Here is a 20,335-nt window from a genome sequence, read left to right as displayed (position 1 = left end):
AGATGCCATGACGTCCAGCGCCACTGCCCTGCCTTCCCTGCGGTCCCTGAGTGTCGAAATTCATGCCGGCGTGGCGGAGGTGCAGCTCCTGGGACCATCCAAGGGCAATGCGATGGGTCCGGATTTCTGGACCGAGCTGCCCGCGGTGTTCGACGCGCTCAGCACCGACGACGCCGTCCGTTCCGTCCTGCTCTACGGCTCCGGCGGGAATTTCAGCTACGGCCTGGACCTGCCGGCCATGGCTCCGGTGTTCGCGCCGCTGCTCGCCGCCGGAGGCATGGATGCCAAGCTGCGGGAGGGGTTCCGCCGGCAGATCAAGGACCTTCAGGACGCCGTTACGTCGCTGGCCCGCTGCGCGAAGCCGGTGATCGCGGCGGTGGACGGCTGGTGCATCGGCGGAGCCATTGACGTTATTGCCGCCGCTGATATCCGGATCGCGTCCCGCACTGCGCGCTTCAGCCTCCGGGAGGTTCGCGTGGCCATTGTGGCGGACCTCGGCTCGCTGCAGCGCCTGCCCGCCATCATCGGCGAAGGCGCCACCCGGCAGCTGGCCCTGACCGGTGAGGATTTCGACGCCGACCGCGCCGCGGCCCTGGGGCTGGTCACGGAACTGGCCGACGACGTCGTCGCGCGCGGACGCGAGCTGGCGGTTCAGATAGCCGCGAATCCCCCGCTGGTGGTGCAGGGTGTCAAGCAGGTTCTGAACCGGCGGACGCAGGCGCAGGTCCAGGACGGGCTGGAGTATGTGCAGGTTTGGAACACGGCGTTCCTGGCCAGCCGTGACTTCGGTGAGGCTACCGCTGCCTTCGCTGAACGGCGTCCGCCGGTTTACCGCGGCGAGTAGGCGGCCCGGGCGTCCGCACGCCGCAGCTGCACCGGAACAGAGGCGGCGGCAACGGTAACCAGGCCGAGAATCACCGCTGCTCCGGGCAGCTCGGGGGATACGGCGAGCGCCAACGCGGCGGCCAGCGCCGTGAATCCCATCGCGGCGGTCCGGGCATCCCGGGTCCGTACCGCCAGCAGCAGCAGGGCGGCCCCGAAAACCGGGCTGAAGACCAGGTCCGGAGTGAAGGGAACGCCGAACAGTGCAAGTCCTGCGAGCGCTGCCAAGGCTCCGCGCTGCTGCCGGATCCCGAGCCGCGCCTCATGCCGTGCGGTGAGTGCCCAGACAACTACGAGCAACACCGCGGCCAGCAGGCCGGCACCGAAAAGCACCAGCAGGGACGGCAGCCAAGACCCCAGGCCCGGGCTCCCCCGACCCGCCAGCAGCCAGCACATCCCCACCAGTGCGCCGGCAGCAGTTGCAGCAGACAGCCAGCCGGCAGCGTTGCGATCCGCTGCACGTTCCGATGCTTCTCGTCCGTCCCACCCCATGGCGCTTCCCCATTTCCCGCAGTAGTCACTGCTTCTGGATCGAGTCTGCAACATTTACCGGATTTTGCATCGGGTCTGCAGCACTTACCGTTTTGCTGCCCGACAACGGTAATTTCTGCTGAATCGATGCCCCGGCGGCGCTCGGCCAGATTTCCACGGCCCGCACCCTTACCGCAGAGTGTTCCTTCTTCTAGCATCTTCCTCGCAGCGGGAACAGCCGTTTCCGCCCCGCTCGGAAAGGAACCGGTCATGGGATTCATTGCCGTAGGCACCGAAAACAGCACCACCATTCACCTCTACTACGAAGACCAGGGAACCGGTCAGCCCGTAGTGCTGATTCACGGTTATCCCCTGGACGGCCACAGCTGGGAGCGCCAGACACGCGAACTGCTCGCTGCCGGCTACCGGGTGATCACGTATGACCGGCGGGGCTTCGGACAGTCAAGCAAAGTCGGCTCCGGCTACGACTACGACACCTTTGCCGCTGACCTGTTCACAGTGCTCGAGACGCTCGACCTGCGGGACGTCATCCTGGTCGGCTTCTCCATGGGCACCGGGGAGCTTGCCCGGTACGTCAGCCGGCACGGCCACGAACGGATCGCCAAGCTCGCGTTCCTCGCCTCGCTTGAGCCGTTCCTGGTGGCACGGGAGGACAACCCCGAGGGCGTGCCGCAGGAGGTGTTTGACGGCATCGAAGCCACCGCCCGGGAGGACCGGTACGCCTGGTTCACCAACTTCTATTCCGATTTCTACAATCTGTCCGAAAACCTCGGCAGCCGGATCAGCCAGGAGGCCGTCACCGCCAGCTGGAACACCGCCACCTCCAGCGCGCCGGTCGCCGCCTACGCCGTGGTGCCCACCTGGATCGAAGACTTCCGGGCCGACGTCGATGCGGTCCGCGAAAGCGGCAAACCGGTGCTGATCCTGCACGGCACGGCGGACAAAATCCTGCCGATCGATGCCACGGGCCGCCGGTTTCGGAAGCTGGTTCCGGACGCGGCTTACGTGGAGATCGACGGCGCGCCCCACGGCCTGCTGTGGACGCATGCAGCCGAGGTCAATAAGGCGCTGCTGGAATTCGTCGCCAAGTAGCGGTTCCCGCTAAACAACCGCCAGGCCGGCCAGGCCGACAGCAGCGGGGCGGGCCGCAACCCGTCCCGCCGCTGTCCGTGCACCAAGCCGCGCGCCAACCGGCGGCACTAGGCCTTCAGCGCAAGCACGAACGGCAGTACCGCTTCGGCCCCGGCTTCGCGCAGCACCCGGCCGGCTTCGGTGAGGGTCCAGCGGCTATCCGCGAAGTCGTCCACCAGCAGCACCGGGCCGGGGTTCGCGGCGAACCAAGCAGCCCCTTCCGGGGGAACCGCAAACTGGTCCCAGACGGAGGCCAGCCGGAAAGCGCTGTTGCCGCCGGGTCCGCCGGCGGGCCCGCCGTGCGGCAGCTGCAGGGTCCCCAGATACGGAATCCGGCCCAGCTCCGAGAGTCCGCTGGCCAGCGAGTCCACCAGCTGCGGCCGGGACCGGGAGGGGATGGACACAATGGCCACCGGACGTTGCGCCCAGCCCCACTGCGCCAGCACCTGCACGCAGCCGTTCAGCAGTGCCGAGTCCACCGGCATGTCTTCGGCACCGGGCGCGAAGATTTCACGCAGCCGGCCGCCCCAGCCCAGGTCCGTCAGCCGGGCCAGGGCACGGCCGCCGGAGACGATCCGGTCCGGCTTGATTTTGCCCTTCACCGGCACGCCCAGCCGGTCCATGCCCGAGGGATACATTCCGCGCGGATCCACCTCCACCCCGACCTTGTCCAGGGCCCGGGCCGCGTTGTCGGAAGCCTCCGCCGCGACGTCGGCGCCGAACCAGCGGCCCGCGCAGTTGTCGCAGCGTCCGCAGGGTGCGGCCGCCGGATCGTCGAGCTGCTGGGACAGGAACTGCATGCGGCAGCCGTCGGTGCTCTCGTAATCGAGCATCGCCTGCTGTTCCTTCACCCGGGCAGCAGCGATCCGTTCATAGCGTTCCCGGTCGTAATGCCACGGCTGTCCGGTGCCGCGCCAGCCGCCGGACACCTTTTCGACGGCGCCGTCCACGGACAGGACCTTCAGCAGCAGTTCCAGCGGCGAGCGCTTGAGGTTGACCCGGGTCTCCAGCACCCCGACGGACAGCACTTCGCCGGACGCGAGTTCGGAGAGCACCGCGGTGGCGGGTCCTTCCTCCGGCATGGAGGACGTGGCGAAGTACTGCCAGATGTCGCGGTCCTCGGCTCCGGGCAGCAGCAGCACGTCAGCGTTCGGGGTGCCGCGGCCGGCACGGCCCACCTGCTGGTAGTACGCCACCGGCGAGGACGGTGCGCCCAGGTGGATCACGAAGCCCAGATCAGGTTTGTCGAAGCCCATGCCCAGTGCGCTGGTGGCCACCAGGGCCTTGACCCGGTTCTCCTTTAGCGCGGCCTCGGCCTCTTCCCGGTCCGCGGGATCGGTGCGGCCCGTGTAGGCGAGGACCGGATGCCCGGCCTTCTGCAGCAGCCGGGCCGTGTCTTCGGCGCCGGACACGGTCAGGGCGTAGATGATCCCGCTGCCCGGCAGCTCGTCCAGGTGCGTCAGCAGCCAGGCCAGGCGCGCCTTGGGGTTGGGCAGCCGCAGGACGCCGAGGCGCAGGGACTTGCGGGCCAGCGGGCCGCGGATGGTGAACACGTCCTCACCGCCGGCGGCGAGCTGTTCCTCGATGTCCTTCACCACACGGCTGTTGGCCGTGGCGGTGGTGGCCAGCACCGGCACTGTGGAGGGCAGCTGCTCGATCAGGCTTCGGATGCGGCGGTAGTCCGGACGGAAGTCATGGCCCCAGTCGGAAATGCAGTGCGCTTCGTCAATCACCAACAGTCCGGAGCGCCGGATCAGTTCCGGCAGGTGCTGTTCCCGGAACCCGGGGTTGTTCAGCCGCTCCGGGGACACCAGCAGCACGTCCACCTGATCCGCCTCCAGCTTCGCGGAAATGTCCTGCCATTCCAGCTGGTTGGCGGAGTTGATGGCTTCGGCACGGACCCCGGCCCGCCCGGCGGCTGCCACCTGGTCCCGCATCAGGGCCAGCAGCGGGGAGACAATCAGCGTGGGGCCGGCGCCGCGGGCCCGCAGCAGCAGGCTGGCCACGAAGTACACGGCGGATTTTCCCCAGCCGGTGCGCTGCACCACCAGGGCACGCCGGCCTCCGGAGACCAGCGCCTCAATGGCTTCGAACTGGTCCTGGTGGAACTCGGCGGAGTCATTGCCCACCAGCGCCCGCAGCAGCTGAACCGCCTCCGCGTGCAACGCGCGGGTTGTGTCGGAACTCTCAGAGGCAGTGTTAGACGCAGTGTCAGAAGCAGTGCCTTGCATATCGGTGCTTTCCATACCTCCACTATCCCAGCACCTGAGGAACTGTTCCCTGCACCGGATTCCGGCTGTGGACAAGAACGCCCCGGCAGGTGCCCCCTATAGACTGGCCAACGTGAACAATGCATTCGACCTCTCCGCGTCCTTTAAGGCCTATGACGTCCGCGGCGTCGTGGGCGAGACCATCACCCCTCAGATCGTCGAGGCCGTAGGGGCCGCGTTTGTCGACGTTCAGGGCCTGGCCGGACAGACGGTCCTGGTGGGCGGTGACATGCGCCCGTCCTCCCCCGAGTTCATCCGGGACTTCGCCCGCGGCGCCACTGCCCGCGGGGCAGACGTGCTCCTGCTGGACCTTATCTCCACCGACGAGCTGTACTACGCCTGCGGTGTCCTGAACGCCGCCGGGGTGACCTTCACCGCCAGCCACAACCCGGCGCAGTACAACGGAATCAAGATGGCCAAAGCCGGCGCAGTCCCCATCTCCTCGGAGACCGGCCTGAAGGAAATCCAGGCACTCGCCGAGCAGTACCTGAACGACGGCGTCATCCCCCCGGCCGCCGCCACGGGTTCCATCTCCATCAAGGATGTCCTGGCCGACTACGCCGGGTACCTGCGCAGCCTGGTGGACCTGTCCGGGATCCGCCCCCTGAAGGTAGTGGTGGACGCAGGCAACGGCATGGCCGGCATGACCACTCCCGCCGTGCTGGGCGACACCATCCTGCCCGGCCTGCCGCTGGACATTGTTCCGCTCTACTTTGAACTGGACGGGTCCTTCCCGAACCACCCGGCCAACCCGCTGGAACCGGAAAACCTGCGGGACCTGCAGGCCGCCGTCGTCGAGCACGGCGCGGACATCGGCCTGGCGTTCGACGGCGACGCCGACCGCTGCTTCGTGATCGACGAAAAGGGCAATCCGGTCAGTCCCTCCGCCGTCACCGCCCTGGTGGCCCGCCGGGAGATCGCCCGCGCCCGGGCTGCCGGCGAAGAGACGCCCGTGATCATCCACAACCTGATCACCTCCCGCGCCGTGCCCGAACTGGTGGCGCACGACGGCGGCCGCGCCGTCCGCACGCGGGTGGGACACTCCTTCATCAAGGCAGTGATGGCCAGCGAAGGTGCCGTCTTCGGCGGCGAGCACTCCGCGCACTACTACTTCCGCGACTTCTACAATGCCGACACCGGCATGCTTGCCGCCATGCACGTGCTCGCCGCCCTGGGCGAGCAGACCCGCGTCCTTTCGGACCTGGCCCGCGAGTACGAGCCGTACTTCTCCTCCGGCGAGATCAACTCCCGGGTCGAAGACGTCCCGGCCGCCGTCACCCGCGTCCGCGCCGAATTCGAGCGCGACGGCGTCACGGTGGACACCCTCGACGGCGTGACCTTCACGTCCGACGACGGCGCGTGGTGGTTCAACCTCCGCGCCTCCAACACCGAACCATTCCTGCGGCTGAACGCTGAAGCAGAGGACCTGCCCACCATGGAGCGCGTCCGCGACCACGTATTGAAACTAGTGAGGAAATAACAAATGGCTGATGTAGAACTGAACGGATCCGAGCCTTCCGCCGAGGTCCAGGAGGACCTGAACTCCCTGCTCGGCACCGCCCTCGGTGTCACCCAGGAGCAGCTCGAAGCGCAGGGCGCGTTCCTGCCCGCCGCGCTGGTAGTGCAGAACGACGGCGAGCTGCGGATGATCGCCGTCTCCCCTGAGGACAGCGACGAGGACCTCGACGCGGATTCCATGATCGAGGACCTTTACACGGTGCTGACCGAGCAGAAGGGCGAGAACCGCGCGGTTGCCGTGTTCTCCGATATCCACCTGCCGGAGGAAAACACCGACGCCATCCACATCGTCACGGAGCACTCGGAGGGCGTCTGCATCTCCGCCATCCAGACCTACTCCGAGCAGGACGGCGAGTGGACGTTCAACGAGCCCATCTGGGAGGGCGGCGAGCCCATCGTCTGGGCCGAGTCTGAGTAACCAGCCCTAGCACTGCAAAAGGGAGCCCCGCCGGTAATTCGGCGGGGCTCCCTTTGCTATTACCGGCTATTGATTAGGCGGCGGCGAACCGGTCCTTCAGTTCGGCCAACCGGTCCTTCAGCTCCTGCGGCAAGGTGGCGCCGAAGCGTTCGTACCACTCGTCGATGGCGTCCAGTTCCGTGGCCCATTCCTGCGGGTCCACGCGGACCGCCTGCTCCACGTCCGCCGGCGTCATGTCCAGTCCGGTGAGGTCGATGGAGTCGCCGGTCGGAACGAATCCGATGGGGGTTTCTACGGCGTCGGCCGTTCCCTCCAGACGTTCGATGACCCACTTGAGCACCCGGGCGTTGTCGCCGAAGCCCGGCCAGGCGAAGCCGCCGTCGGCGGTGCGACGGAACCAGTTCACCAGGAAGATCTTGGGCAGCTTCTCCTGGTTGGCCTTGCCGCTGAGCTCGATCCAGTGCCGCAGGTAGTCGCCGGCGTCGTATCCGATAAACGGCAGCATGGCCATCGGGTCGCGCCGGACCAGGCCCACCTGACCCGCAGCGGCGGCGGTGGTTTCGGAGGACAGCGTGGAGCCCATGAAGATGCCGCTGGCCCAGTCCCGGGCCTCGGTCACCAGGGGAACGGTGGTCTTGCGGCGGCCGCCGAACAGGATCGCCGAAACCGGGACGCCGTTCGGGGAGTGGTATTCGTCCGCCAGCATGTCGATCTGGTCGATCGGCGTGCAGAACCGCGAGTTCGGATGCGCAGCGGGGTGCCCGGCGTCGGGCGTCCACTCCTGGCCGAGCCAGTCCGTCAGGTGCGCGGGAGCCTCGTCCGTCATGCCCTCCCACCAGACGCCGCCGTCGTCGGTCAGTGCGACGTTGGTGAAGATGGAGTTGCCCTTGGCGATGGCGCGCATGGCATTGGGGTTGGTGCTCCAACCGGTGCCCGGGGCGACGCCGAAGAGGCCGGCCTCCGGGTTCACGGCCCGCAGCTCACCCTCCTTGCCGAACCGCATCCAGGTGATGTCGTCACCCAGGGTTTCCACTTTCCAGCCGTCGATGGTCGGATCCAGGAGTGCCAGGTTGGTCTTGCCGCAGGCCGAGGGGAAGGCCGCGGAGACGTAGTAGTCCTTCTGCTCCGGGCTGGTGAGCTTGAGGATGAGCATGTGCTCGGCCAGCCAGCCCTCGTCCCGGGCCATGATCGAGGCGATGCGCAGGGCGTAGCATTTCTTGCCCAGCAGGGCGTTGCCGCCGTAGCCAGAACCGTAGGACCAGATGGAGCGGTCCTCGGGGAAGTGCACAATCCACTTTTCGTCGCTGCAGGGCCAGGGTACGTCGTCTTCACCCTCGGCCAGAGGGAAGCCCACGGAGTGGAGTGCCGGAACAAAGAAGGCGTCCAGTTCCTCCATCTTGCGCAGCACGTCGGTGCCAATGTTGGCCATGATCCGCATGGAGGCGACCACGTAGGCACTGTCGGTGATTTCGACGCCGAACTTCGGGTCTTCCGCGGCCAGGTGGCCCATGACGAAGGGGACTACGTACATGGTGCGTCCGCGCATGGAGCCGGCGAAAAGCCCGTCGAGCTTGGCGCGCATCTCGCCCGGATCCATCCAGTTGTTGGTGAACCCGGCGTCTTCGCGCTTTTCGGAGCAAATAAAGGTCTGCTCTTCGACCCGGGCCACGTCCTTGGGGTCCGAGAAGGCAGCAAAGGAATTCGGGAAAGTCTCGGGATTCAGCCGCACCAGGGTGCCGGCGTCGACCAGTTCATCCGTGAGGAGCCGGTTCTCCTCTACGGAACCGTTCACCCAATACACGCGGTCAGGCTGTGTCAGCTCGGCAACTTCGTTCACCCAGGAGAGGAGGGCCTGGTGGGTGGTGGGGGCAGCAGCGCCTCCGGTAGTGTCCAGCGGCTGGCTTGCAGCATTCTCGCCGTTCTCATCAAGAACTAGCTGACGCGCGTCATCGCCCATGACTCTTCCCTTCGTTGGGTCAGTGGTGTGTTTTGATGCTAGTTGTGCCCTTCGTGCCGCCTTGCCGAAAAAGATCACACCTTTCATGGCCAAATCGTGATCGGTCCCACAAATCCAAGAGAATCAGCGCATCCAGGCTACTCCAATGTGACGAAGGTCACGTAGACCGGTCTAGTGACGCAGTCGACATGCATCTCAATTGGTGTTGCCCGGAAAAGCCCGCTATAGTTATTTACGGCCAAACAGCCACGGATGGACTTGAAAGAAACTGATGAGAATCGGTTTTGATACAATAGTTCTTATGCGTGCGTAGCTCAACGGATAGAGCATCTGACTACGGATCAGAAGGTTGGGGGTTCGAATCCCTTCGCGCGCACCACTGAAGACCCGGCCCGATCAGGACAACTGATCGGGCCGGGTTTTTGTTGTCTCTGGATGCCCGGTCCTGCTCTGCGTAGTGTGGTCGGTAAGCAACCGGGCCGGCAGTCTGCGCCGGAAGTCCTTTCCCGCAGCGGCCGGACCCATAAGGACGCCGGCATGCCCAGTCCGAATTCCACGCAGTTACCGTCGGTACTCATAGATCTCGTGTTGGAGAGCCCGGACGTCCAGGATTTCCTCAACAGGTCAGCGGTCCTGGCCGCCCGGGAATTCTCCGGGCCAGACAGTCCCGTCTCCTGCGCCGTGACGCTCCTGTATAAATCCCGACCCCGGGTCGTGGCCAGCAGCAGCGATGAGGCCACGCTCATGGATGAAATCCAGTACTCCTACGGCGACGGCCCCTGCCTTACCGCAGCACACAGCGGTGAGACGGTCCTTGTGGAGGATCTGGCCGCGGAGCAGCGCTGGCCCGACTACACCAGCGAGGTTTCCCGTCACGGCCTGCGCTCCCTCCTTGCCGTACCCATTGCCCTGTCCGGCGACTACCTCAGTGCCCTGAACCTGTACGCAGATCGCGAAGATGCCTTCCCCGACGCCACGGTGCAGGCGGCTGAGAGTTTTGCCCGGCATTCCGCGGCAGCTGTGCGGCTGGCGATCCGCATTACAGACACAGCCTCAAGGGCAGAGGACCTGGTTGCGGCCATGCGCTCCCGCACCACCATAGACATTGCCATCGGCATCATCATGGGCCAGAGCCGGTGCTCCCAGCAGCAGGCTTTCAACGTGCTGCTGGCGGCGTCCAGCCACCGGAACATGAAACTGCGCGAGGTGGCCGAATCCATAGTGGCCTCGGTGAACGGTGAACCCGCCAAAACGCATTTCGACGGGTGAGCCGGGCGGACCTGTTGCCCCGCAGCCGGGGATGGTGCAAGGCTCGGGTCCATGACTGAGACTCAGCAGACCGACGTTGTGGTGATTGGGGCAGGCGCCGTGGGGGAAAACGCCGCCGACCGTATTGTGCGCGGCGGCCTGTCCGCCGTCCTCGTGGAAGCGGACCTGGTAGGCGGCGAATGTTCCTACTGGGCGTGCATGCCGTCCAAGGCGCTGCTGCGGCCCGGCACGGCCCTCAAGGAGGCCCGGTCGCTGGCCGGGTCCCGCGAAGCCGTCACCGGAACGCTGGACACTGCCGCCGTCCTGGAACGCCGGAACTCGTTCACCTCCAACTGGGATGATGCGGGCCAGGCGGAGTGGGTCGCCGGCGCGGGCATTGACCTGGTCCGCGGCCGGGCCCGGCTCACCGGAGAACGCCAGGTGGAAGTAGCCACCAAGGAAGGCCGGACACTGCACATCTCCGCACGCCACGCCGTCGTCCTCGCCACGGGCTCCTCCCCTGCCGTTCCTCCGATCGAGGGTCTGGACACGGTGGACTTCTGGGGCACCCGGGACGCCACCTCGGCCGCCGAAATTCCCTCCCGCCTGGTGGTTATCGGCGGCGGGGTCTCCGGCGTCGAACTGGCGCAGGCCTACGCCCGGCTGGGTTCAAAGGTGGTGGTGCTGGCACGCCACGGCATCCTGGGCTCCTTCCCGGAACCGGCCCGCGCACTGGTGAAGGAAGGACTCGAGGCCGACGGCGTTGAGGTACGCACCTCCGCCTCCCCAGCCTCTGTCGGGAAGGCCGACGACGGCGGCGTGGAGGTCACGCTCGAAGGCGGCGGAACCGTGACCGGAGACCGGCTGCTGGTGTCCACCGGGCGCCGCCCCGCCCTGGCCGGCCTGGGCCTCGAAACGCTTGGCCTGGAACCAAAGACGCTGGACACCGATGATTCCGGCCGGGTTGCCGGTATTGACGGCGGATGGCTGTACGCCGTGGGCGACGCCGCCGGCAAGGCCCTGCTGACCCACCAGGGCAAATACGAGGCACGGGCAACCGGGGATGCCATTGCCGCGCGCGCAAAGCAGGAACCCGGCAGCGCGGCACCGGACGCCTGGAGCCGTTTCACGGCAACGGCGGACCGTTTCGCCGTACCGCAGGTCGTGTTTACCGACCCGGAAGCTGCGATGGTCGGCCGGACCCTCGAACAGGCCCGCGCGGACGGCATCAACGCCTCCGAAACCTCGCTCGACATCGCCGTCGCGGGTTCCGCCCTGTACGCGGACGACTACCGCGGCTGGGCGCAGATGGTGGTGGATGAGGACCGGCGGGTGCTGGTCGGCGTCACCTTCGCCGGGCCCGGCGTCTCGGAGCTCCTCCATTCGGCAACCATCGCGATAGCCGGGGAGGTCCCGCTGGACCGCCTCTGGCACGCCGTGCCCGCGTACCCCACCATCAGCGAGGTATGGCTCCGGCTCCTGGAGAAGTACGGGCTGTAGGTGTCACCGTGTGGCTAAGCTCTCCGCCTAGCTATTTGTACTGACTGGTCAGTTTCCCGTAGGTTGGCAGATGCGCCCCTGAAGCGTGCAGGCGCACAGCGATCCTAAGGACCAGAAGCGAAGACCATGCTTAGTGCGGAAACCCTTTTTGTGAAGGGGCGCCACAGTGCGCTCCTTCCCCCAACCTCTGTCGAGGTTGAAACCGGCGGACTGCTCCTGGTCTCCGGCGGGGACCAGTCCACCCGCACCGCCCTGGCGCTGGTGCTTTCGGGCCGGATGCGCCCCACCTCCGGCGCTGTCGAGTGGCGGAGCAACGCGCGGCCGAAGCAGCTGCGCCGGCATTCCGCTCTGGTTGATTCACCGGAGGTCAGCGAACCCGAGCGGCATTTCCGCGTCCGGGACCTCGTTGCGGAGGACCTGTCCTTGATCCCGCGCCGGAACCGCCCGCGTACAAATGCTGCCGGCTGGCTGTCCGACGCCGGCCTCTCGGCGCTGGTACCCCAGTGGATCGAGGAACTCGCACCGACGGTACGGCTGGACCTGCTGGCCCGTCTCGCACTGGCGGATTCCGCGGTCGAACTGCTGGTCTTCGACTCCCCCGACCGCCATGATGCCGACGCCGACACCTGGCTGCCCGTGCTGGAGGACAGCGTGTCCTCGTCCTCCCGCCCGGTGACCGCCGTGGCAGTGGTAGCGCAGATCCCGCCCGGGTGGACGGGTCCCGCCGCGTACGCCGGCACCGCCGCCGGCACCACCGCCGCCGGTGTCCTCGAAGAGGTCTCCGCATGACCGCCCTCCGCTTGGCCCTTGGCGAGCTGCGGCGCATGACGGCCGGCACCCTGCCGAAGCTCGCCATCCTGGCCCTGTCCCTGGTCCCCCTGCTCTACGGTGCCGTCTACCTGTATGCCAACTGGGATCCCTACGGAAACCTTGACGGCGTCAAGGCCGCCCTGGTGGTCGAGGACGACGGTGCGGACACCGCGGACGGCCGGCTCGACGTCGGCGCCACGGTCCGCGAAAGCCTGCTGGAGGACGGCACCTTCGACTGGAAACTGGTGGACAGCGCCGATGCCGCGGACCGCGGGGTAAAGGACGGCACCTACGACTTCGCCCTCACCATCCCGGAGGACTTTTCCGCCGGCCTGGCCTCGACGTCGGACCTGGGCTCTGCGCGCCAGGCAAGCCTGCACGTGACCACCAATGACGCGAACAACTACCTGCTCAGCAGCATCGTGGACAAACTCACCGCCTCCATCCATGACAGCGTGGCCACCGAGGTCGGCGAGGAAACGGCGAACCGGCTGCTGACCGGCTTCAGCACCGTGCACGGCCAGCTGGAACGGGCCGCCAACGGCGCCGGCCAGCTGGCCGACGGTGCGGCGTCTGCCGATTCCGGAGCCGCAGAACTCACCACCGGCCTGGGCACCCTGTCCGCCGGAGCCAAGGAACTGGTTTCCGGGCAGGAACAGCTGGTGGCAGGAGCAAACCAGCTGTCGGCCGGAGCCGGCGGGCTGTCCACGGGAGCCAACCAGCTGTCTTCCGGAGCTGCCGGCCTCTCTTCCGGCCTGGCCCAGCTTTCCTCCTCCACCGCACTGCTTCCCCAGCAGACGCAGCAGCTGGCCGACGGCGCCCGGCAGGTGGCGGCAGGAACGGCAGGCCTGGAATCCGCCCTGACTGCCTCAGCCGACGCCTCCCGGCAGGGTGTCACCGATGCAGTGACACGGCTGATCCAGCAGGGTGTGCTGACTCCCGAGCAGGCCGGCGCCCTCCAGCAGGAGCTCGCCGCAGCCCCGTCCGGCGCCACCGGACTGGAGCAGCTGCAGACACTCGCGGACGGCGCCGCAGCGGTTTCTGCCGGCGCGGACCAGCTCGCCGCCAGTGCCCCGCAGCTGACCTCGGGCATCGCCGCCGCGAATGACGGGGCTGCCCAAGTCTCCGGCGGCGCCGCCGAACTCTCCGCCGGCGCGGCGGAGCTTTCCTCCGGCGCCGCCGGTCTGGCGGGCGGGGAACAGCAGGCCCTGGACGGTTCCCGGGAGCTGGCAGCCGGAGCGGACTCCGCCGCTGCCGGCGCGGGCACCCTCCGCGAGGGGCTGGGCCAGCTCCGTGACGGGTCTGCCGAGCTGTCCCAGCAGTTGAAAAACGGTGCGGGCAATGTCCCCAACCCCAATGAAGAGGAACGAGCCACGGCCTCCACGGTCATCGCCGACCCGCTGACCGTCAGCACAGTGAACCAGGCGGAGGCCGGCAGCTACGGCGCCGGCCTGGCACCCTATTTCCTGGTCCTGGCCATGTGGGTGGGCATCTTCATGCTCGCGCAGGCCCTGCGCCCCATCAGCCGGCGGGCGCTGGCCTCCAACGCCCCGGCCTGGAAGATCGCACTCGGCGGCTGGCTTCCGTTCCTCGCCGTCTCCCTGGTTCAGGCAACCGTGCTCTATGCAGTGGTCTGCGTCGGGCTGGGGCTGGATCCCGTCCATCCGGTCCTGGCGTGGGGACTGCTCCTGATGGCGTCCATGGCGTTCTCCGCGCTGGTCCAGGGCCTCGTGGCTCTGCTGGGTTCCGTGGGCAAGTTCGCGGTACTGGTCCTGCTGGTGCTGCAGCTGGTCTCCTCCGGAGGCACCTTCCCCTGGCAGACCATCCCTGCACCCCTGCATCTGGCGCACGATGCGCTGCCGATGGGGTACATGGTGACCGGGCTGCGGCAGCTGCTGTACGGCGGGGACCTTTCGCAGGTCACCGCCGTCGCCGTCGGGCTGCTCGGCTACACCGCGGCCGGACTCCTGCTGTCCCTGCTGGCGGCCCGCCGGCACCGGCTGTGGACGCTGAAGACACTGCAGCCGGAAATCGACATCTAGGCCGGTTTCAGGCCCGGCGCACCACGAAGTCGGTGATCCGGGCGTCGCGGCCGTCCAGCTCGGCCCAGGACAGCGCGTGTTCCATGACGGTGAGGCCCGACGTCGGATACCGCGTGGCCATCTCCATGACGGCGTCTTCGTCCGAGTCCGCCGAAGCAAGGCGCATGGCCAGGTCCTGGACGCCGGGAAGGTGCGCGATGACGAGCAGGCTGGTGACCGTGTCCGGTACATGGTTGATCAGGCTGAGGATCCGCTCCGGCGTCGCTGCATAGAGACCGTCCTCGAGCTTCGCGGTGGGCGCCTTGTCGCCGAGTTCCTTGCAGACCCAGGTGCAGGTCTGCCGGGCACGCAGGGCGGAGGAGCAGAGAATGAAGTCGGGGATGCTGCCGTGTTCGCGCATCCATTGGCCGGCCAGCGGCGCGTCCCGGTGCCCCCGGCCGGAGAGTGGCCGCTCATGATCTGCGACGTCTCGGGGCCAGTCCGCCTTGGCGTGGCGCAGGAGCTGGAGTTTCTTCAGGTGGTGGCCGGTCATCTGCTCAGTTTAGCCGCGGACGGAGCCCCCGCTCCGCCCGCTGACCGGCCACCATCCGTAGCATCGAGGCTGCAGACGCTAGATGCTGTACTCCGGTGCGGCCCAGACAACCACCTCGGGGTGCTCGTAGAAACGGTACCCCTGGCCGCGGACCGTGCGTACGGTGTTGGCCAGGCGCCCCAGTTTGGACCGCAGGCGCCGGATGTGGACATCGATGGTGCGTTCGTTCGGCACCTCTTCAGCGTTGCGCCACAACCCGGCGAGCAGCTCTTCACGTCCTACCGTTCGGCTCGCGTTTTCGACGAGGTAGTTCAGCAGTTCGAATTCCTTGAACGTCAGGTTCAGCGTGTCCCCGTCGAGGTGCACCTCGCGGCGGGACAGGTCAATCAGGACACCGGAGGGGCGGACCGCCGCCGGAGGCTGAGGTGCGGGAGCCTGCTGAGGGGCCGACTGCCGCCGAGCGACCGTGGGATCACCAAGAGCCTGGCGGACGACGTCGATATCCGAGCCGGTGGCTCCGGCAGGGGCAAGCGCCACGGCTGCGTGGCTCTGGGCACCTGGAACCAGGGTCTGGACGTGTGCCCGGATTTCCTGCGCCAGTTTGCTCAGGGAGGTGCCGTTGGCCGCGGCGGTTTCCTCATCGAGGCCGACATAGATAACGAATCCGCGGGCAGCGGTGTCATTGCTGACCGGCTGCGGTCCGGGAATGCCGCTCGGAGCGACCACCTGCATGGGGGCGGTCATGGGGTACGCGTCCTGGCCGGACACGGCGCGGAGCGGACGGGCTCCGGTGCCGGTGGTGGGCGGAACGCTGTAGGACTGGTTCCCGAACTGCTGGCCGCCGTAGGTATTGGAGAAACCGCCGGCGGACTGGCGCTGGGAACCTGCTCCGGCGCGGTTCTGCGCATTGCGCAGGGAGATGTGGACGTAACCGGATGCTACTGACATGTGGGACCTCATCGTGAATCGACGTCATCACGGCTCGATTGCTGGGGGTGTGCCCGGTCGAGACGGCGCCTATTATGCCCGTGGTGGGCCTGAGTCTTACCTGAGGATAGGGGTGGTTCCAGAGGTATGCATTCGACAACAGCTAGTCTCTTCCGAGGCCGGAAGGCCGCCGGCAAAGACTGCGACTGATGCTGCCGTGTTGGTGTTCACACTCCGGATTATTGCATGTAACAAAGGGATCCGCGCAAGTAACAATGGGTCCGTTGTCTCACATAGTGGACATTAAGTGTCGTTTTGTGACGTAGTTCACAATTAGTTCCAGTGAATACCTATGCGGGAATATGTATAAGAACTAAATTAATTTCGCTCATCCATAAGGGGCGATGCGGATGATATCGATGTCGTGGAACGAAAAAGGCATCCGCTCCGTAAGTGACCTTACGGAGCGGATGCCGTCAAGCATTATCCGTTTGTCCACATAGTGGACAGGGCGCTAGGACCCCGCGGCTAGCCGCAGGCTGCTGCCTCTCGGGGCAGCGGTGTGGTCCGGCGCAGTGGTTAGACGACGCCGTAAAGCCGGTCGCCGGCGTCGCCCAGGCCGGGAACAATGTAGGCGTGCTCATCCAGGCGCTCGTCGATGGAGGCGAGCACCACGGTGACGTTGGCGTCCTGCAGTTCTTCCTGAAGCACCGAGAGGCCTTCCGGGGCAGCGAGCAGGCAGATGCAGATGACTTCCGCGGCGCCGCGCTGGAACATGAACTTGATGGCTTCGCGCAGGGTTCCGCCGGTGGCCAGCATCGGATCCAGGACGAAGACCTGGCGGCCGGTGAGGTCATCCGGCAGGCGCTCGGCGTAGGTGATGGCTTCGAGGGTTTCTTCGTTCCGGGCCATGCCCAGGAAGCCAACCTCTGCCGTGGGAACCAGGCGGGTCATGCCTTCGAGCATGCCCAGGCCGGCGCGCAGGATGGGAACCACCAGCGGGGTCGGCTTAACCAGGCCCGTGCCGACGGCGGCCGTGACGGGGGTCTCGATCGGAACCGGCTCCACGCGGACGGTCCGGGTGGCTTCATAGGCCAGCAGGGTGACCAGTTCTTCCGTCAGCTGACGGAAGATCGGTGACGGGGTGTCCTTGTCGCGGAGAACGGTGAGTTTGTGGGCAACGAGGGGATGATCCACTACAAGTACGCGCATGCTTCAAAACTACCATTGCCCCTGCCTCTCTCTGCGTTCGCCTGCGTTCGCCTGCGTGAGTGCGGATGGGGGACGATGGCAGGCATGGACTCCCTTTCCCGAACACACGAGGCCTGGATGGACCTTGCCCTGGCCGAGGCCCGCAGGGCGCTGGAGACAGGCGACGTGCCGATCGGCGCCGTCATCCTGGGTCCCGACGGCGAGGTGCTGGGTACCGGGCGCAACGAGCGTGAGGCGACCGGGGACCCGACAGGCCACGCGGAGGTACTGGCCATCCGGGCGGCGGCGGCCGCCGTCGGCGAATGGCGGCTGGAAGGCTGCACCCTGGTGGTGACGCTCGAGCCATGCGCCATGTGCGCCGGGGCGATTGTCCTGGCCCGCGTGCCGAAGGTGGTCTTCGGTGCGTGGGACGAGAAGGCCGGGGCCTCAGGTTCTGTGTTCGACATCCTGCGTGAGCGTCGCCTGAATCACTGGGTTGAGGTGTATCCCGGTGTGCGCGAGGAAGAATCTGCGCGCCTGCTGCGGGACTTCTTCGGCTCAAAGCGCAACTCCTAGCGTTCCGCCCGGTTCCGTTTATACGTAGGCTTGCTAATTCCAGAACGCGACAGCTAAAAGGAGTTTCCGTAATGGGATCAGAGCAGGATGGACGGGACACCGTCGTCAAGATTCTCGAAAAGGCCAAGATCGCAACGCTGACCACAGTGGACCTGCAGGGGAACCTGGTCAGCCGGCCGCTGCAGCTGCAGGAGGCGGATTCGGACGGCAACCTGTGGTTCTTCACCCCGGACCCCTCCCCCAAGGCCGACGAGGTCCGTGCCAACCCGCACGTCAACGTCGCGATCAATGACAAAGAAGGCTTCCTGTCCATCAGCGGTACGGCCACGCTGACTAAGGACCAGGGGAAGATTTCCTCGCTGTGGAAGACCTCGGTGGAGGGCTGGTTCGAGAAGGGCCGTGAAGACCCGTCGGTGGCTCTGCTCAAGGTGGACTCGGATACCGCCGAATACTGGGCAACCGATGAACCCAAGATCGCCAGCATGTTCAAGATCGGCAAGGCCGCAGTAACCGGCGGCACCCCCGACATCGGCAAGAACGACGTCGTCGACCTCTAGTTCCAGGGTGCTGGCGGAACTGCTTTTGGGAGTTGGGCCTTCGACCCGGTAAGGTTGACGCGTTGGTGACGTGTCCGAGCGGCCGAAGGTGCAACACTCGAAATGTTGTTTGGTGTAAAAGCCAACGTGGGTTCAAATCCCACCGTCACCGCCAACTGAGAAAGGCCCCGGTTCCCTGGTAAACACAGGGAACCGGGGCCTTTCGCTTTGCTGATCAGCCGGCATCTGCGGCGTCACTAATCAGCCGGGCAGGGCACCGCCCCGGACCAGAAGCTCGTAGGCTACATAACCTTGGCCAACCACCACGGCCAGCGGATACAAAAGCCCGAAGACGTAGGCCCGTACCTTCCCTTGATGATCCGACGCTGTGGGCTTCATCTTCTTACGGGCCTGCCAGATGACGCACAGGGCAATCGGAGCAAGGGATATGAGCGCCGGCATTGTCATACCGGAGCTACTGGTCCGTGAAGAGGTACGCCCCGAGTCTGATAACCGCGTGTCCCACGGGACGCTTTGGAAAACATAGACGGCTATGACCAGACAAATCAGAAGAGCGCCTGCGTAAGCGATATCAAGAACGCGAGGGAGTCTGCGCGCCAGACGCGCGCCCCCCTCGGCGGCATCCTCCGGGGATTCAACCCCATCGGTGAAACTCGGATTATTGTTCATTGTTCTCGAAAGCCTCCTGGCCCTGTATGTGTCTTTCCATATCGAACCCCAGCGAAGGAATGAGGGAAGTCACAGCTTCAATACTGGTGGCCGTGATGTCGGCGGCTTCGGCCCGGACCGGGCCGCTAGCGGCTCATTTGTCCGAACCTGTAAGTGCGCACATCCTCACCCTCCGACCAGGACAGTTCCGGATCCGGTCCGCGGTGGTGGAAGAAGCCCAGCAGTGCTTTGGATGTGGCGGCTAAATCGGTGAGGACTCCCCTGGGCGCATAAGCAGGGCCGGACAAAAGCCGGATCTCGACGACGTCGGCATCGTCCGCTCCGAGCATCCGCCACTTTCCTTCATCCTGCCTGTCCGGCGTGCAGTGCACAATGAAACCTGTCTCCGGATTTCCGACCGCTGTGAACTCCGCATCGTCGCGCTGCACCCGGAACGTACCCGATTCCCCCGCATCCCAGGACGACAAAGCGTCCATGGCCTTTGCCTTGGCACTGTCGGAACGCGGATCCTCGATACCGTTGACCGCCCACACATCACGTGGCTTCGGCTTGCTTGCGAGGACCACGAGGCGGGCCGCCCTGCCTACCATAAAGCCCATGGCGTTACCCGGTATAAGTACCGGCCACAACCCGAACCAAGGCTGAGGGCATTGGTAAAGTAAAACCGCCTCAGCCGCGACCAAGCTGTAGAAAACAATCGTCAGCCTGTTTCCCTGGGCGAACCCCCTTAGTAGGGCGCCCCCCAGAATACCGATAGTCAATACGGAGATGATCTCGAACCCGTATGAGTGGTCCAGTCCGGAGTAGACAGCCCACGAAACAAGAAGCCCGCAGATAAGCGCGAGCCCCAACAGGGCAAGCGCCTCGTGTACCGCCGATTTAAATCCTGGTGAGCTCGTCATATTCCTATGTCCTAATTTCCGGTCTGAGCGGGAGCCCTTCCGAGCATCACCGCCAACTGGGAAGGCCCCGGCTATCCGTTGATCTCCTCAAAGGACCAGACTTCGGGTGACACGTCAAACCGGTTCATCAGCCAACGGAACGTGTTATCTACCTCTCCGATTTCGAACGAGTACTTTTCACCCGGCTCCAATTCTGCCGCCACAGAGTCGCGGTTCGAAGCGGTAATCCCGGTCTCGTACAAAAGTTCTCCGCACTCCGCCGTGGTGATGTACACCCGGTGATACGGGCCCCCGCCATTGCGCGGGCCGGATACCTTCACCCCCTCGGCTTCCACCACAGTGCATTCAATCCGCGTACGATGGCTCTGGTCGTATAGGGAGGCCAGGGGTGGGACCACGATGACTGCGGCCAAAGACAAAAGCAGAAGGACGGGAAATATCAATCGGGCGGGACGCAGCTTTGTCTGCGGTTGTTGCCCATCCTTTTGGGCAGGGCCACCGATGGTTTGCTCAGCCGAGTCATTCATTTCTTTTGTCCTCATCAACGGTTATCCGAACACTCGGAACGGCAGCGAAGCAGTCAGTCTATTTCTAACAGCGGGAAGATTCGCCCGAGGATATACCCGCCACCCTTCACGGGCCTGTTGCTCGCCGCGGATTGAAGCTCCTAAGCAAGGAGAGAGACGTCCAGGATTCACGTGTGGACGTTTGCG

The 20,335-nt window shown here is 65.8% G+C and carries 19 protein-coding genes and 2 tRNA genes; 12 read left to right on the top strand and 9 right to left on the bottom strand.

What is annotated here, in order from left to right:
• Positions 1-7 precede the first annotated feature (7 nt).
• Positions 8-844, top strand: a complete 837-nt coding sequence (locus N2K95_RS02065) for a crotonase/enoyl-CoA hydratase family protein (RefSeq protein WP_260652700.1) — start codon at positions 8-10, stop codon at positions 842-844.
• On the opposite strand, the gene N2K95_RS02060 is transcribed toward N2K95_RS02065, so the two are convergent.
• On the bottom strand, positions 829-1,428 hold the full coding sequence (locus tag N2K95_RS02060; protein ID WP_260652699.1) for a hypothetical protein: 600 nt from the start codon (positions 1,426-1,428) through the stop codon (positions 829-831). The genes N2K95_RS02065 and N2K95_RS02060 overlap by 16 nt on opposite strands.
• A 195-nt stretch (positions 1,429-1,623) precedes the next feature.
• On the opposite strand from N2K95_RS02060, the gene N2K95_RS02055 reads away from it, so the two are divergent.
• Entirely contained in the window at positions 1,624-2,466 is an 843-nt protein-coding gene (locus N2K95_RS02055) for an alpha/beta fold hydrolase (protein WP_260652698.1), read from the top strand.
• A gap of 107 nt (positions 2,467-2,573) precedes the next feature.
• Here the strand turns inward: N2K95_RS02055 and N2K95_RS02050 are convergent, their stop codons facing one another.
• Positions 2,574-4,736, bottom strand: a complete 2,163-nt coding sequence (locus N2K95_RS02050) for a RecQ family ATP-dependent DNA helicase (RefSeq protein WP_260653698.1) — start codon at positions 4,734-4,736, stop codon at positions 2,574-2,576.
• A gap of 112 nt (positions 4,737-4,848) precedes the next feature.
• On the opposite strand from N2K95_RS02050, the gene N2K95_RS02045 reads away from it, so the two are divergent.
• Complete coding sequence (locus N2K95_RS02045) at positions 4,849-6,255, top strand: phosphomannomutase/phosphoglucomutase (protein WP_260652697.1); 1,407 nt, start codon at positions 4,849-4,851, stop codon at positions 6,253-6,255.
• Between the two features lie 3 nt (positions 6,256-6,258).
• Positions 6,259-6,711 (top strand): hypothetical protein, encoded by a 453-nt coding sequence (locus N2K95_RS02040; protein ID WP_255793648.1) that lies wholly within the window; start codon positions 6,259-6,261, stop codon positions 6,709-6,711.
• Positions 6,712-6,784: 73 nt separating this feature from the next.
• Here N2K95_RS02040 and N2K95_RS02035 read toward each other — a convergent pair whose 3' ends face one another.
• Entirely contained in the window at positions 6,785-8,668 is a 1,884-nt protein-coding gene (locus N2K95_RS02035) for a phosphoenolpyruvate carboxykinase (GTP) (protein WP_260652696.1), read from the bottom strand.
• 303 nt (positions 8,669-8,971) lie between these two features.
• Here N2K95_RS02035 and N2K95_RS02030 point away from each other — a divergent pair.
• From N2K95_RS02030 to N2K95_RS02010, 5 genes are all read left to right on the top strand, one after another.
• Positions 8,972-9,047 (top strand) — tRNA-Arg (locus N2K95_RS02030).
• A 158-nt stretch (positions 9,048-9,205) separates the two neighbouring features.
• The gene (locus N2K95_RS02025) at positions 9,206-9,937 is read left to right on the top strand and encodes a GAF and ANTAR domain-containing protein (protein WP_260652695.1); all 732 of its coding nucleotides are present in this window, start codon (positions 9,206-9,208) and stop codon (positions 9,935-9,937) included.
• 51 nt (positions 9,938-9,988) lie between these two features.
• On the top strand, positions 9,989-11,416 hold the full coding sequence (locus tag N2K95_RS02020) for a dihydrolipoyl dehydrogenase family protein (protein WP_260652694.1): 1,428 nt from the start codon (positions 9,989-9,991) through the stop codon (positions 11,414-11,416).
• A 150-nt stretch (positions 11,417-11,566) separates the two neighbouring features.
• The gene (locus N2K95_RS02015; protein WP_260652693.1) at positions 11,567-12,205 is read left to right on the top strand and encodes an ABC transporter ATP-binding protein; all 639 of its coding nucleotides are present in this window, start codon (positions 11,567-11,569) and stop codon (positions 12,203-12,205) included.
• The gene (locus tag N2K95_RS02010; protein ID WP_260652692.1) at positions 12,202-14,268 is read left to right on the top strand and encodes a YhgE/Pip domain-containing protein; all 2,067 of its coding nucleotides are present in this window, start codon (positions 12,202-12,204) and stop codon (positions 14,266-14,268) included. Before N2K95_RS02015 ends, N2K95_RS02010 begins: the two co-directional genes overlap by 4 nt.
• Before the next feature lie 7 nt (positions 14,269-14,275).
• Here N2K95_RS02010 and N2K95_RS02005 read toward each other — a convergent pair whose 3' ends face one another.
• The 3 genes from N2K95_RS02005 to upp form a co-directional block, all read right to left on the bottom strand.
• Positions 14,276-14,800 (bottom strand): SixA phosphatase family protein, encoded by a 525-nt coding sequence (locus N2K95_RS02005; protein WP_260652691.1) that lies wholly within the window; start codon positions 14,798-14,800, stop codon positions 14,276-14,278.
• Between the two features lie 78 nt (positions 14,801-14,878).
• Positions 14,879-15,748 carry a winged helix-turn-helix domain-containing protein gene (locus N2K95_RS02000; RefSeq protein ID WP_260652690.1) on the bottom strand — a complete coding sequence of 290 codons (870 nt, stop codon included), beginning with the start codon at positions 15,746-15,748 and terminating at the stop codon, positions 14,879-14,881.
• A 558-nt stretch (positions 15,749-16,306) separates the two neighbouring features.
• On the bottom strand, positions 16,307-16,939 hold the full coding sequence (gene upp, locus N2K95_RS01995) for a uracil phosphoribosyltransferase (RefSeq protein WP_255793655.1): 633 nt from the start codon (positions 16,937-16,939) through the stop codon (positions 16,307-16,309).
• 84 nt (positions 16,940-17,023) lie between these two features.
• On the opposite strand from upp, the gene tadA reads away from it, so the two are divergent.
• The 3 genes from tadA (at position 17,024) to N2K95_RS01980 (ending at position 18,205) form a co-directional block, all read left to right on the top strand.
• Entirely contained in the window at positions 17,024-17,494 is a 471-nt protein-coding gene (tadA, locus tag N2K95_RS01990) for a tRNA adenosine(34) deaminase TadA (RefSeq protein WP_260652689.1), read from the top strand.
• A gap of 71 nt (positions 17,495-17,565) precedes the next feature.
• On the top strand, positions 17,566-18,051 hold the full coding sequence (locus tag N2K95_RS01985; RefSeq protein WP_260652688.1) for a pyridoxamine 5'-phosphate oxidase family protein: 486 nt from the start codon (positions 17,566-17,568) through the stop codon (positions 18,049-18,051).
• A 64-nt stretch (positions 18,052-18,115) separates the two neighbouring features.
• Positions 18,116-18,205: transfer RNA gene (locus N2K95_RS01980), tRNA-Ser, on the top strand.
• An 86-nt stretch (positions 18,206-18,291) separates the two neighbouring features.
• Here N2K95_RS01980 and N2K95_RS01975 read toward each other — a convergent pair.
• From N2K95_RS01975 to N2K95_RS01965, 3 genes are all read right to left on the bottom strand, one after another.
• Positions 18,292-18,498 carry a hypothetical protein gene (locus N2K95_RS01975; RefSeq protein WP_260652687.1) on the bottom strand — a complete coding sequence of 69 codons (207 nt, stop codon included), beginning with the start codon at positions 18,496-18,498 and terminating at the stop codon, positions 18,292-18,294.
• Between the two features lie 347 nt (positions 18,499-18,845).
• Complete coding sequence (locus N2K95_RS01970) at positions 18,846-19,622, bottom strand: hypothetical protein (RefSeq protein WP_260652686.1); 777 nt, start codon at positions 19,620-19,622, stop codon at positions 18,846-18,848.
• 71 nt (positions 19,623-19,693) lie between these two features.
• Positions 19,694-20,149: a hypothetical protein gene (locus N2K95_RS01965; RefSeq protein WP_260652685.1), complete on the bottom strand. Its 456-nt coding sequence runs from the start codon at positions 20,147-20,149 to the stop codon at positions 19,694-19,696.
• Positions 20,150-20,335 lie beyond the last annotated feature (186 nt).

Source organism: Arthrobacter zhaoxinii (assembly GCF_025244925.1).
In the GTDB taxonomy this organism is placed as follows: Bacteria; Actinomycetota; Actinomycetes; order Actinomycetales; family Micrococcaceae; genus Arthrobacter_B; species Arthrobacter_B zhaoxinii.
This window is presented reverse-complemented; position numbering and strand designations above follow the sequence as displayed.

Bases quoted from the DNA above. Each gene is read 5' to 3' on its own strand.
- N2K95_RS02065 (WP_260652700.1), top strand. From the start codon at position 8: ATGACGTCCAGCGCCACTGCCCTGCCTTCCCTGCGGTCCCTGAGTGTC.
- N2K95_RS02060 (WP_260652699.1), bottom strand. From the start codon at position 1,428: ATGTTGCAGACTCGATCCAGAAGCAGTGACTACTGCGGGAAATGGGGA.
- N2K95_RS02055 (WP_260652698.1), top strand. From the start codon at position 1,624: ATGGGATTCATTGCCGTAGGCACCGAAAACAGCACCACCATTCACCTC.
- N2K95_RS02050 (WP_260653698.1), bottom strand. From the start codon at position 4,736: ATGCAAGGCACTGCTTCTGACACTGCGTCTAACACTGCCTCTGAGAGT.
- N2K95_RS02040 (WP_255793648.1), top strand. From the start codon at position 6,259: ATGGCTGATGTAGAACTGAACGGATCCGAGCCTTCCGCCGAGGTCCAG.
- N2K95_RS02035 (WP_260652696.1), bottom strand. From the start codon at position 8,668: ATGGGCGATGACGCGCGTCAGCTAGTTCTTGATGAGAACGGCGAGAAT.
- N2K95_RS02025 (WP_260652695.1), top strand. From the start codon at position 9,206: ATGCCCAGTCCGAATTCCACGCAGTTACCGTCGGTACTCATAGATCTC.
- N2K95_RS02020 (WP_260652694.1), top strand. From the start codon at position 9,989: ATGACTGAGACTCAGCAGACCGACGTTGTGGTGATTGGGGCAGGCGCC.
- N2K95_RS02010 (WP_260652692.1), top strand. From the start codon at position 12,202: ATGACCGCCCTCCGCTTGGCCCTTGGCGAGCTGCGGCGCATGACGGCC.
- N2K95_RS02005 (WP_260652691.1), bottom strand. From the start codon at position 14,800: ATGACCGGCCACCACCTGAAGAAACTCCAGCTCCTGCGCCACGCCAAG.
- N2K95_RS02000 (WP_260652690.1), bottom strand. From the start codon at position 15,748: ATGTCAGTAGCATCCGGTTACGTCCACATCTCCCTGCGCAATGCGCAG.
- upp (WP_255793655.1), bottom strand. From the start codon at position 16,939: ATGCGCGTACTTGTAGTGGATCATCCCCTCGTTGCCCACAAACTCACC.
- tadA (WP_260652689.1), top strand. From the start codon at position 17,024: ATGGACTCCCTTTCCCGAACACACGAGGCCTGGATGGACCTTGCCCTG.
- N2K95_RS01985 (WP_260652688.1), top strand. From the start codon at position 17,566: ATGGGATCAGAGCAGGATGGACGGGACACCGTCGTCAAGATTCTCGAA.
- N2K95_RS01975 (WP_260652687.1), bottom strand. From the start codon at position 18,498: ATGACAATGCCGGCGCTCATATCCCTTGCTCCGATTGCCCTGTGCGTC.
- N2K95_RS01970 (WP_260652686.1), bottom strand. From the start codon at position 19,622: ATGACGAGCTCACCAGGATTTAAATCGGCGGTACACGAGGCGCTTGCC.
- N2K95_RS01965 (WP_260652685.1), bottom strand. From the start codon at position 20,149: ATGAATGACTCGGCTGAGCAAACCATCGGTGGCCCTGCCCAAAAGGAT.